Genomic DNA, 12,337 nt, shown 5'->3' on the forward strand with positions numbered 1-12,337 from the left:
ACATCTTTTAAAAGGCTTTTTACATCATTCTTTAAAACCTAATTAAAACAGCGCAGATGCTTGAAGCTCTTGCCCAACAATATGTTTCTGATATACCGATGGCGTCATAAATGTCACATGCACTTGAAAACCGCCCATGTGATATTGCACCACGTGGACATAATCTTGCTTACGCTTGAACGTTGCATACATGTCCCCCACGTGTGGAACTTCGCCTTTGAGTTTTTCAAACTTGAGCCGCTTCAAGGTCTGAGTTTGCGCATAAAACGTATCTTTATATTGGTCTTCAAATGCACTATTTAGACTAAAGCGTACTGCACTTAATACATGTTGTTGATCAAAAAAGAAATGTACTTGCTTTAAGCGCTCAAATTCTATGGCTGGGCCATTGATCAAAATTTGCTTCGGGTTAATAGCACTGGCAATCACAGTTCCCTCAAAACTATTGGCTTGCACATTTTTTAACTCAGTTAATTGCTGACTGACCTCTGCATAACGACTCTGACCGAGTACAAAGCCAAATATTGTATTTTGCTTAGAGTCTGCGTTTATAAATTGGGATAATTCAGAGATTGGTAAAGCCTTATGCGCTGCTTGATCACTCTCAATAGACTGAACCTTATTCGATGCTGGACTCTCTGAAACTGTTTGTTGATCAAGCTTTGCCTGCTTTAATTTGGACTGCGTAGCTTGAGTCACTAATTGTGTCGTTTCTGGCTCTGCATCCTCTATATCTGTCGTGTGATTTTTTGGCTTAGAAAAAGCTTGCCATACTGCTTGCAACATAAAGTCCTGTACACCATTAAACGCACCTTGACGATATAAACCACTAATCACAAAAGATAAAACAAGTGCCATTACCAAAGGCAAAATCACTTGAGTAACAAACACGGGCTTTGTTGCTTCAATTTCTTGAGTGAGGTCGTGTGTTGCAGTGACATAGGTCAAAGTGTTAAGTGGATCTTCCTGTACAGGGTGTTTAAACGGTTGGTAACGAATCTCTTGCGGTGCTTGATGTTTCCACTCATGTGGTGTCACATTTAAACGCTCAATCAGCGCCAACACTTCAACTTCAGTCAATGCGATTTGCGGAGAATGAATATGAGAGAACAACTCGCTAGCATGCGGAATGTCCGATACATGCAACCACTTCTGTACCGAATTAGAAAGCGCGAGATTAACCTCTATAAGTTCGGTAAAAAAAATCGCGCCAGAAATAAAGCCTAAATTATCTTGGCTAAAAAACTGCTGTGCATTTAACCACTCCATGACCACGTATTTATTTTTTCGGATTTGCACAAAAGGATTGAGTTGATTCCCTCCTTTTACTTCTATCATTTCATCACTGGGTGTAAGCATTGTCCAAGGGCCATTTTCTTTGCCACCCAACTTGCCTGTGTAATTTTTGAAATCGGCAACCACAATCGCATGTTCAGTAAAACAAACCATGTCAATTTCTTGACCATCCCAAATGGCATTATAAATGATATATATCCATTTATTTTCGGTCGCCCAATCGAGTTGTAATTGATTCAAAAATGAATCTAACATTCGCAGCTCTTGCGTATGCGAACTGAAATCTCCAAAGTAGCAATGTATACTCATGATGTGATTCCCTGTTTTGTGTAAAACAAGGTATTGCCACAATTTCGACAATTAAACATCAAGTATGATCCGTCGTTATAAATACTTTCTGTTTGAATCGATCGGCTCTTACAACGATTGCAACAAATATTTCCACCTTTACCATTATGCGAGTCTGGGAATTTTTGGCAGTACCAATCAAAGTTTTGAAGCTTAAGATAATGTTGTTGTACTTTTTGATCATAGTTTTGTTTTAACTGCGAATAGTAAAAATTTAAAATGAAATAAATAACAATAAACCCAAAGATTAGTCCAAAAGTATCCAATGCAGGAGACATCGCATCCAATACCTTTCCTGTACCCCAAGTCAGCAAAAGGCTATACAACACCATAATTAATACAACTTTCATTCTAATTACACTTTTTTAATCCCTGTTTTTAATTCTATTTTCTTATTAATTATATGTAAATAAATCAAAAACATTGATCCAGCATAAATACAAAAACCACCTAACGGTAGTTTTTGCTCAAACTGAATTTTACATAAGTTCGTTTAAATACGGCCTACATCAAAATATGTGATTCGACTACGATCTAATTTGTCATAGGGTTTCGCTTTAAAGCTATGTAAATAATGCTTAGCTTTTAAAATATGTGATGTGGTATTTTTCATCCATGCAATACGCGGGTCATTTTGTGCCAAAGTAATACAATAGGTTTCTTTACCACGGCGTTTAGTCTGCTCTTTGGCATGAAATACTAAGCTTGCAAACACGTCCGTATGCTCTGGATGGCATAAAGGACTGTGCAACATTAAATAGTCAAAGGTGCCGTTAATTTTAGGCAAAGAAAGCACGCCACGAAATTTTGCATAGGCATTATAAAAAGGCTTCATCATTTTAAGCGGGCGTGAATAATCTAACACACGAGTTTGCTTAAAACTTTTCTGATCCCACAAACCATAAATACCTACCAATTTATTGTTTTGATCACGCATCAAATAAAAATCATCTAATTGCATACCTTTCCAATAAGGATGATGGCCTTCGGCCAAAGCATTAAAATCATAATTTGGAAGAAAATTAAAATGCTCTTTCATTTCAATCATAAATGCATTTGCATGATCAATTTGGTCACGGGTTAATACACGAAATTGAAACTGGTGATATTGCTCTGGTTTTTGTGCCTGTGACACCGTAAAGGTCCGAATATCATCATAATAATAGGGTAAAGGAAAACCTTTACGTTCGTTATGCAAAATACCCGATGCCAATTTATTGTCTTCTAAAACCACACTTTGGAAAATCGTATCTAATGGGATTTCATCATAGACATAATCCATCAATAAACGCATGACCTTCGCCCCTCGATACTCTTGGTGCATACGCAGGTCTGCCACATAGCGCATTAAATCAGGTTGGCCATTGATATAACAGTAACGCCAACCTAAGTTCATCATCCCAATCACCAAATCAGGATCATCAACAGGAACCACAAGTTTAATATCAGGTCGATTGTACTGCGCCTGACTTGCATTGATATAGCTTGGTGCCCGTTCATAAGACAATGTAATCCCATTGCTAGGAACTGTTTCAGCAATCAAACGCATCAACTGTTGATCATCTGCTGGTGTTGCAGAGCGAACCATGAAGTTAGGTTCATTGTTCGAGCGGTAAAATAAGCGTTCTTCTACTGGATCTTCTAATACATCTATACTCATGAGTATTCTCAAATTATTTTTGTTTTCATTTTCTTTAAAGGCTCAGGCTTAATATTGCCTTCAATCATGCCATTTTTCATGGCTAAGGTTTTGTAATAATCCCAAGCATCGGCTACATGTTTAATTTCAGGTTCGTCTAATTGGCCCAAATCACGTGCCAATTCATAATGAAAATTTTGTTTTAACAGCTGGTCTAGCGCCTGCACACTCGGCACTTTAGCCTGATCACCCTCACTGAGCATGACGTAGTGCGGTTTTTTTTGTGTACAGTTTTCAATACCTAAAATACTAATTGGCAAATAGTCATCTTGTTTAAATTCGGCCAGTACTTTGATTGCAGCACTATGATCAAGCTTTTCACCAACCAAATCGACGGTCATTTTGCGCCCTAAAAAACGGAAGCATGGTACATCATGATAAAAGTCGATCACCTCTAATTCATCGTCAATCACATAGCGGGTCAGGCCAGAACCCGTCGTAATCACTGGACTTACAATATCGCCTTTTTTTAAGCGCCATGCAGGAATGGCTTGCACCGTATCTTGTAATAAAAACTCATAAAAATGCGACTGATAACTGAGTGGAAATTTGTCTGCAAATGGAATTGTCACCACGCCTTCAGTTGCCCATAGGCCTTTGCCTTCAAAAGCAACATCTGCAATGCGTTGTTGCAGTTGTAATGCCCATTGCTGTGCACTCGCAGTATCCCAGCTAGAAATCAAACTAAGCTTTGACCATAACTTTTTCCAGCACTTGGGGTTGGAAAAATCCATCAAGTTGAGCTTATAACTTTGCTCACATGATTTTGGTGCCTGTAAAAAATTTAAACCTTTGCGTTGCCATTGTCCACTTCGAAGCACAGCAGATATTTCCTCTTGGTGCTCCTGTACCATATCAAGTAATTGCAAGGCAAAGGTTGGACTCCATACCGAAATCATGCCCAAGTTTTTATCAGCAACCAAATAGGTCACCGTTGCAAACATGGCATCATCTGCTGTTTCCGCCATCGCAATTTCTACAGGCACAGCTTGAGTTACTTTACTTAAAAAACGCTTTGTCACATTTAGCAATGCACTATCATCATTTAAGTTACTGTTTTCGAGTAACTGGCGCTGACTTTCTGGCAACCAAGACACCGACCAATAATGTGTCGAATTTTTGAGTTGTGGATGTTGTCGATATAAACTAGTGAGCCATAGACCTATGGCTTCATCGAGTTCATTTAAAAAATTTTGCGTATAAGGAATGAACTTGAGTGCCTCACTAGAACCACTTGTAGGCTGAAAACGAATCACCTTACTGGCTGCCAAATGGTTTTTTCCACTTTGGCGCGACTGTTCAATTTTATCTTTCCAATCTGCATATCGCGTTAATGGAAACTTTTTCGCAAAATCTTCATAACTTAAATTTTGCGAATAATTTTCTTTTAGAAACTGTTTGAGCTTTTTGCGCTGTACTTTTTCTAATTGATCAGCCTGTAAGCGGTAACGTAAATACGCTTTACGACAGGCAAGCTCCAAAACCCGATGCGAGGCCGCAAGTATCATTCCCATAACTTATGCCACCTTCGAATCTGAACTCATGGTTTCAACTCGTAGCATTCGCTTAGGTATAAATTTACTGTCATGCTTACTCGCGCTCACTGTTTTGGTCATAAATCGACTAACGTAACGATATAAGTCACTCCAGCGTAACTCCCCAACACACGGTAATTCCGTACCTTGAACCCATGTTGGATTTTTCTCTTCAAAGAAAGCAATTTTTGTGTTGTTTTGACGCATCTCATTGGAAATTGGTGCGACATCGGCTTTTAGGGGTTGGTAATCTTCACCAAAATTCAGTAGCCCTGTTTCACCATTATAGTATTCTGCAAAATATTCTTTGCAATAAGACTCTACAAAATCTTTAAGATGACTATTTTTAGCACCATAGTGTGGATAGTAGCTGTAATAGTTATTGGCCAACAGCAGATAGGTTTTAAAGCCTTTGGAAATGAGAATCCAGTACACAGGTACCAATGGATAACGTAATTTAAAGCTCACAATATAGCGATACATTGCACGTGTCAGCGCACGATTGCCCCAATACTCTTTTTCAATAATGGTATCACCACTAAAAAAGGCATGTCGCGCTTTACCATTCACAACAAAATCACGCTCGGTTACTGTAGAAAAGCCCACAATTTGCTTATTAACAGGCTCAATAATTAAAAATACACCAGTTTTTTCGAGAAAGTCCTTTTCAAAAATTTCGTAGCGTGTATTGGCATAATATTTTTTATATATGCCATACATTCGTTTGAGCTCTTTCACTGTAATTGAATCTGAATTGCGGTATTCACTATATGGCTCGCGTTTCAGCTGACGCCAGAGTTTAAATTCCATCATTTTTCAACTTCCTTTTTATCTGCTATCCAGCAGGTTTTATTTTTTGTTTTTTATCTTTGGCTCATGTGGTCTCGACGACCGCGAATCATATTAGAGCGTTCAAATATTGAAATGCAATCTGCTTTACGTATTTCAACAATAAATGCGATGAATGTAAAAAAACCAACCTAGTTAAACTAAATTGGTTTCATGATTATTATTAAAAGTGTGATTTAGTTAACTTAATTTCATTTTTGAAAATTGAAGTTCACCATCTATACCTTGGATCAAAATCGTATCACCAGGAACAAATTCACCCGATAATATTTTTTGCGCCAAGCTATTTTCCACTTGTTGTTGAATCGCACGTTTCAATGGTCGAGCACCATATAATGGATCAAAACCTGCCTCAATCAATTGATCAAATGCACTGTCATCTACGGATAAACTCATATCTTTATCACTTAATCGAGCACGTAAACGATTCAATTGAATGTCGGCAATACCACGGATTTGTGCTTTTTTCAGTGAGTGGAACACCACCAACTCATCAATACGGTTAATAAACTCCGGACGGAAATGTTCACTCACTGCAGCCATCACCACAGCTCTGACTTCGTCATCGCTTGCATTGTCGCCCAGTTCTCGTACATCACTTGAACCTAGGTTCGAAGTCATGACAATCACCGTATTTTTAAAGTCGATTAAGCGCCCTTGTGAGTCAGTCAAACGACCATCATCCAAGACTTGCAATAAGATGTTAAATACATCTGGATGCGCTTTTTCAACTTCATCAAACAACACAATACTATATGGTTTACGGCGCACAGCTTCAGTCAACACACCGCCTTCTTCATAACCAACATAGCCCGGAGGTGCACCAACGAGACGACTCACCGAATGTTTTTCCATAAATTCTGACATATCAATTCGAATAATCGAATCGTCACTGTCAAATAGGAAATTACCCAAAGCTTTGGTTAATTCAGTTTTACCTACACCCGTTGGCCCAAGGAATAAAAATGAACCGCTTGGACGGTTTGGATCGGATAAACCTGCACGTGAACGTCGTACTGCATTAGACACAGCAACCACAGCTTCGTCCTGACCTACCACACGGTTATGCAAGAATGTTTCCATTTGGAGTAACTTCTCACGTTCACCCTGAAGCATTTTTGCCACGGGTATACCTGTAGCAGCACTGACGACTTCGGCAATTTCATTTTCAGTCACTTTGGTACGAATGAGTTTAGGTTCCTCATTCACTTCTGCGACTTCCTCTTCATTCAGGCGTTTTTGTAGCTCTGGAATCACACCATATTGCAAACGACTTGCTTCGGCTAAATCACCTTCACGTTGTGCTTTTTCAAATGCTGTACGGGCTTTATCTAACTCAATTTGAGCTTGATTGGTCCCATCAACTAAGCGTTTTTCAGCAATCCAAACCTCTTCTAAATCGCTATATTCTTTTTGAACTTCAGCAATTTGCTTTTCAAGGTGTTCAACTTCTACTTTAGATACAGAGTCTGCATCTTTTTTCACCGCCTCAAGTTGCATTTTTAACTGAATTAAACGACGGTCTAAACGGTCCAATGGCTCAGGTTTTGAGTCAATTTCCATTTTAATCCGCGATGCCGCTTCATCAATCAAATCAATAGCTTTGTCTGGCAATTGACGATCTGTAATATAACGGTGTGACATTTTTGCCGCAGCGATAATTGCTGAGTCTAGAATTTGCACACCATGATGCGTCGCGTATTTATCTTTCAAACCACGTAAAATGGCAATCGTATCTTCTACGCTTGGCTCATCGACCAACACCTTTTGGAAACGACGTTCTAAAGCTGCATCTTTTTCGATAAATTGACGGTATTCATCTAAGGTAGTTGCACCGACACAACGGAGCTCACCGCGCGCAAGAGCAGGTTTAAGCATGTTGCCTGCATCCATTGCGCCATCGCCCTTGCCTGCGCCTACCAGCGTGTGTAATTCGTCGATGAACAAAATGATTTCACCATCGTATTTAGCTAAGTCTTTCAAAACGGCTTTAAGACGTTCTTCAAACTCACCACGGTATTTTGCACCTGCTAACAACGCACCAAGGTCAAGAGATAATACACGCTTACCTTTGAGGCTTTCAGGCACTTCACCATTCACAATGCGTTGCGCTAACCCCTCAACAATTGCGGTTTTACCCACACCTGGCTCACCAATCAGCACAGGGTTATTTTTGCTACGACGTGATAACACCTGAATGGTACGGCGAATTTCTTCGTCACGCCCGATAACTGGATCGAGTTTCCCTTCTAATGCGCGTGCATTTAAGTCTAGGGTATATTTATTGAGTGAATCACGTTGATCTTCGTGGTTATTACTCATCACTGCTTCGCCACCTCGAATGTGTTCGATTGATGTACGTAACTTGTCTGCTGTTACGCCCACACTATTTAAAATACTTTTTGTTTTACCTGTTTCTACTAAGGCCAATAGCACCCAATCCGTAGAAAGAAACTCATCACCCGCTTTTTGGGCAAAACTATCCGCGAGGTTGAGTGCCTTTACTGCATCTGGGTTTAGATTAATATCCCCTGTTGGATTTGCCAGCGTAGCTGCATCTTTCATCGCTTGCTGTAGCTTGGCTTTAAGCTCAATTAAATTCGCACCTGCTTGCTGAAGTAGGCTTTGATTTGACGGCTCTTCAAGTAGTACCGATAAAATATGAATGCCTTCAATTGCCGTATGATCTTTGCCCGCAGCCAATGATTGTGCATCAGATAATGCTTGCTGTAGGCGGTTTGTGAATTTTTCAAAACGCATTCTTGTTATTCCTCACAACAAATTTTTAACTTGATACATATATGGGTGTGAAATTGGGTATTTCAAGATTATTTTTATTATATTTTTTAAAAACTTAATTTATATTTTAGATATAACTCAATATTAATATTGGTACAATTGATCATAATTTCAAGCAGTGGATTTAAAAAAATCTTAGCTCAGCCCTAAACCTTAGATTGGCACATCAAAATCTGTATCGCACTGTATAAAAGACGAGATCGTATTCGCTTAATATGCGCTTATATCCGCTAGACGACATTGGCATTTCAGTACAATCTTATGGCATTTTTTTATTGCACTGTAATGAACATGGCACTCACTTATGCTTCATTGATAAAAATGAAAATCAAAATTTAAAATGCCTTCTCAATTGGAAGGCATTTTAGCGGTAGACATCTACCTATAATTAAGGTGCTGGGTTTGGCTGTTGGCGATGAATTGCTTCAATCCCTTGTAATTGCTCTGCTGACAGATCTATGGTGAAGGCATCAATATTTTCTTTGAGTTGATCTAAATTGGTTGCGCCAATAATGGTACTGCTGACAAAGAACTGCTGTTTAATAAAAGCCAATGCCAATTGAGTCAGGCTGAGACCATGTTGTTCAGCAAGTTGCGCATACTGCTCGGTCGCCCATTCACTCTCTGGGTTGCTATAACGACTAAAGCGTGAGTACAAAGTCACACGTGCATTGGCTGGACGCGCGCCATGGCGGAATTTACCCGTTAAATAACCAAATGCCAAGGGTGAATAAGCCAATAAGCCTACGCCCTCATACTTAGCAATTTCAGACATACCAATTTCATAACTACGATTAAGCAAGCTATATGGATTTTGTACACTGACTATTTTTTCAAGGCCAAGCTTTTCTGCCAGATGTAAAAACTTTAAAGTGCCCCACGGCGTTTCATTAGATAAGCCTATATGACGGATACGGCCTTTTTTAACTTCGTCACTCAATGCAACTAGGGTTTCTTCAAGTGCTGTGACTTCTCGTGGATCATTGGCTTCTGCATTGCCATAACCCAATGTGCCAAAGAAATTGGCTGGGCGCTGTGGCCAGTGCAATTGGTATAAATCGATATAGTCTGTTTGTAAGCGTTTTAAAGAACCATCAAGCGCAGATTCAATTTCACTGGCAATAAAGCGGGTTTGACCATTTCGAATTTGACTACCGCCCTGTGAAGGTCCTGCAATTTTGCTGGCTAAAATAATTTTGTCTCGGCCACCATGCTGTGCCAACCAATTGCCTATGACTTGTTCGGTTGAACCTTGCGTTTCAGGCTTGGGGGGTACTGGATACATTTCAGCCGTATCCCAAAAATTTATGCCATGCGCTAAGGCATAGTCTAATTGTGCAAAACCTTCGGCTTGAGTGTTTTGTTCGCCAAAGGTCATTGTGCCTAAACAAATTTCAGGAACCAGAATGCCAGATTGGCCCAGTGCTTTATATTGCATATTGTTTACTTCCATGTTCGTACTCAATTCAATGAGCCTGAACTTTAAATAAGGTCTTGTTCAATCCAATTTAAGACTACTCTAATTATGCCCTTGGCAAAAATCATATTTTTATCCAAGTTTTGCAGAAATCTACACATGTGATGTCGTTGAATTTTTCTGCATTTAAAAATTCAAGATATAAAAAAAAGCAAATCCGAAGATTTGCTTTTTTAGTGATTCAGAAGAACTTATTCTTCGTCATCAAATTCTTCAGATGTGAAGTCATTATTTTGTTCTAATGAAGCATCAAAAATAAGAATTGCTTTACCATCTGTTTCGATCATGCCTTGTTCTTCAAGCGTTTTTAGAACACGGCCAACCATTTCACGCGAACAACCCACAATACGGCCAATTTCTTGACGTGTAATACGGATTTGACGGCCATTTGGAAGAATCATCGCTTCTGGCTGCGAAGATAGATCGATCAAACAGCGCGCGATACGGCCTGATACGTCAATAAATGCTAAGTCAGTCACTTTACGTGTCGTATTTTTCAAACGACGGACCAACTGTGCAAATACAGCATAGCTCAAGTCTGGATATTGCTTGCTGAGTTCGTGGAAGTTTTCATAAGTCACTTCGGCAATTTCACACACATCGCGCGTACGGACTTCCGCAGTACGTTGTGCATTCGTTTCGAATAGACCCATTTCCCCAAAAAAGTCACCCGCATTTAAATATGCTACGACAATTTCACGCTCATCGTCTTCACGAAGAATGATGGATACAGACCCCTTCAGAATTAAATACAAAGATTTAGATTCTGACCCTGCATCAACGATCGTTGTACGTTTTGGGTAACGGTTGATATATGCACGTTTTAATAATGCTTTCACTGAGTCTGGTAGTTGGCCAGGTGACAGTGCATCTGTGCTAAGTTGTGAAAAGTTTGAAGTCATGCTAACAGTTCCGAATATGGATAATTTATAGATCGCACAAGACCTAAAATGAACGTGTCACACGCAAGAGATGAAATTCCTTATCAGCTCAATTTATGTTAGTGTACAGGTACTTCGTAAATTTATAGCTTTTTTTAGGGACTTGCAATGCAAACAAGTGTTCATTGGCTAGAGAATGTTGCATTTGAGGCAAAAACTCAGAGCGGTCATAGCATAATCATGGATGGTTCGGCAGAATACGGCGGTGAAAATCGCGGTCCGCGTCCAATGGAATTGATTTTGAATGGCCTTGGTGGTTGCGCTTCTTTTGATATTGTGACCATTTTAAAGAAAGCACGCCAAGATATTACGGCTGTTCGTTGTGACTTAAGCGCTGAACGTGCAGATACAATTCCTGCTGTATTTACCAAAATTCATTTGCACTTTGTAGTTACAGGTAAAGGTGTAAAAGAAAAGCAAGTGGCGAAAGCGGTTGAGCTTTCTGCTGAAAAATATTGTTCTGCGAGCAAAATGCTCATGGACGGTGGCGTAGAAATTACCCATGATTTTGAAATTTTAGAAGCTGAAGCGGTTTAAAACTTAAACCCAAAGCTTGCATAAATTGGCCCTAATTCGTGTTAGGGCTTTTTTATGTTTGAAAATTTAGTTATCTGTAAATAATTAGGTTAGGAGTTGTAGGTAGTACCTTTGTGATATTTCTAAGCTGCCTACATGGCAGTGAACCAAGTTGGAGATGTTACTAAGTGGTACTCATGTTTCTAAGCTGCCTACATGGCAGTGAACCCAAAAAGCTGATCCCAGTACAAAAGCTACATTTTCTAAGCTGTCTACATGGCAGTGAACGATCAACAGGAAAATTTTCAAGTTTGACCTTATTTCTAAGCTGCCTACATGGCAGTGAACAAGTTCTTGAGTATCTTGGCAATGTTTCCAATTTTCTAAGCTGCCTACATGGCAGTGAACCTGCTTTCAGCAAATCCATGTCTTGCTGATATTTTCTAAGCTGCCTACATGGCAGTGAACGTCGGTATGCACTATCACTTGCATCGCCCTATTTTCTAAGCTGCCTACATGGCAGTGAACCACAGGCTAAGTACGACAACGACGATGGAGGATTTCTAAGCTGCCTACATGGCAGTGAACTATTTCATCGGTCGCCAAACTGTCCGAAATATTTTCTAAGCTGCCTACATGGCAGTGAACATTACTGGTCTTGCTGCTAATGCTCTAGGTTTTTTCTAAGCTACCTACATGGCAGTGAACCAAATTGTTGATCAAACCCATGATCTTGCTGATTTCTAAGCTTGAACCGTACCGGGTTTGTCGGAGACATTTTTATTTAAGTTAGGCCACGTGACCTAACGGGTTAATCTTATCATAGTACATTGCTTCAAACTCAAAAGGCGATACATAACCCAATGCGCTGTGTACA

The 12,337-nt window shown here is 39.6% G+C and carries 9 protein-coding genes and 1 CRISPR repeat array; of the genes, 1 reads left to right on the top strand and 8 read right to left on the bottom strand.

Features of this window, described 5'->3' with window-relative positions; all coding sequences use genetic code 11:
- Positions 1-42 precede the first annotated feature (42 nt).
- From DYI81_RS06400 to crp, 8 genes are all read right to left on the bottom strand, one after another.
- Positions 43-1,551, bottom strand: a complete 1,509-nt coding sequence (locus DYI81_RS06400) for a nuclease-related domain-containing protein (RefSeq protein ID WP_171356321.1) — start codon at positions 1,549-1,551, stop codon at positions 43-45.
- Between the two features lie 50 nt (positions 1,552-1,601).
- Positions 1,602-1,994 carry a hypothetical protein gene (locus DYI81_RS06405; protein WP_106986066.1) on the bottom strand — a complete coding sequence of 131 codons (393 nt, stop codon included), beginning with the start codon at positions 1,992-1,994 and terminating at the stop codon, positions 1,602-1,604.
- Between the two features lie 143 nt (positions 1,995-2,137).
- Positions 2,138-3,304: an N-acetyltransferase gene (locus DYI81_RS06410; RefSeq protein ID WP_106986731.1), complete on the bottom strand. Its 1,167-nt coding sequence runs from the start codon at positions 3,302-3,304 to the stop codon at positions 2,138-2,140.
- Positions 3,305-3,312: 8 nt separating this feature from the next.
- Positions 3,313-4,857, bottom strand: a complete 1,545-nt coding sequence (locus DYI81_RS06415; RefSeq protein WP_117007022.1) for a GH3 auxin-responsive promoter family protein — start codon at positions 4,855-4,857, stop codon at positions 3,313-3,315.
- A gap of 3 nt (positions 4,858-4,860) precedes the next feature.
- Positions 4,861-5,691 carry a hypothetical protein gene (locus DYI81_RS06420; protein WP_106986729.1) on the bottom strand — a complete coding sequence of 277 codons (831 nt, stop codon included), beginning with the start codon at positions 5,689-5,691 and terminating at the stop codon, positions 4,861-4,863.
- A gap of 216 nt (positions 5,692-5,907) precedes the next feature.
- On the bottom strand, positions 5,908-8,487 hold the full coding sequence (gene clpB / locus DYI81_RS06425; protein ID WP_106986728.1) for an ATP-dependent chaperone ClpB: 2,580 nt from the start codon (positions 8,485-8,487) through the stop codon (positions 5,908-5,910).
- Between the two features lie 427 nt (positions 8,488-8,914).
- Positions 8,915-9,964 carry an NADP(H)-dependent aldo-keto reductase gene (locus DYI81_RS06430; protein WP_117007029.1) on the bottom strand — a complete coding sequence of 350 codons (1,050 nt, stop codon included), beginning with the start codon at positions 9,962-9,964 and terminating at the stop codon, positions 8,915-8,917.
- 230 nt (positions 9,965-10,194) lie between these two features.
- Positions 10,195-10,905 (bottom strand): cAMP-activated global transcriptional regulator CRP, encoded by a 711-nt coding sequence (gene crp, locus DYI81_RS06435; RefSeq protein ID WP_106986727.1) that lies wholly within the window; start codon positions 10,903-10,905, stop codon positions 10,195-10,197.
- Positions 10,906-11,052: 147 nt separating this feature from the next.
- Here crp and DYI81_RS06440 point away from each other — a divergent pair, with 147 nt between their 5' ends.
- A complete protein-coding gene (locus DYI81_RS06440) occupies positions 11,053-11,481 on the top strand; it encodes an OsmC family protein (RefSeq protein ID WP_106986726.1) in 429 nt (142 codons plus the stop codon).
- Positions 11,482-11,600: 119 nt separating this feature from the next.
- Positions 11,601-12,228: direct repeats of the CRISPR family, unit length 28 nt; unit sequence TTTCTAAGCTGCCTACATGGCAGTGAAC.
- Positions 12,229-12,337: the final 109 nt, after the last annotated feature.

It is taken from the genome of Acinetobacter sp. SWAC5, assembly GCF_003419885.1.
Lineage (GTDB): Bacteria > Pseudomonadota > Gammaproteobacteria > Pseudomonadales > Moraxellaceae > Acinetobacter > Acinetobacter cumulans.

Coding starts and splice junctions, on each gene's coding strand:
- DYI81_RS06400 (WP_171356321.1), bottom strand. CDS start 1,551: ATGTTAGATTCATTTTTGAATCAATTACAACTCGATTGGGCGACCGAA.
- DYI81_RS06405 (WP_106986066.1), bottom strand. CDS start 1,994: ATGAAAGTTGTATTAATTATGGTGTTGTATAGCCTTTTGCTGACTTGG.
- DYI81_RS06410 (WP_106986731.1), bottom strand. CDS start 3,304: ATGAGTATAGATGTATTAGAAGATCCAGTAGAAGAACGCTTATTTTAC.
- DYI81_RS06415 (WP_117007022.1), bottom strand. CDS start 4,857: ATGGGAATGATACTTGCGGCCTCGCATCGGGTTTTGGAGCTTGCCTGT.
- DYI81_RS06420 (WP_106986729.1), bottom strand. CDS start 5,691: ATGATGGAATTTAAACTCTGGCGTCAGCTGAAACGCGAGCCATATAGT.
- clpB (WP_106986728.1), bottom strand. CDS start 8,487: ATGCGTTTTGAAAAATTCACAAACCGCCTACAGCAAGCATTATCTGAT.
- DYI81_RS06430 (WP_117007029.1), bottom strand. CDS start 9,964: ATGCAATATAAAGCACTGGGCCAATCTGGCATTCTGGTTCCTGAAATT.
- crp (WP_106986727.1), bottom strand. CDS start 10,905: ATGACTTCAAACTTTTCACAACTTAGCACAGATGCACTGTCACCTGGC.
- DYI81_RS06440 (WP_106986726.1), top strand. CDS start 11,053: ATGCAAACAAGTGTTCATTGGCTAGAGAATGTTGCATTTGAGGCAAAA.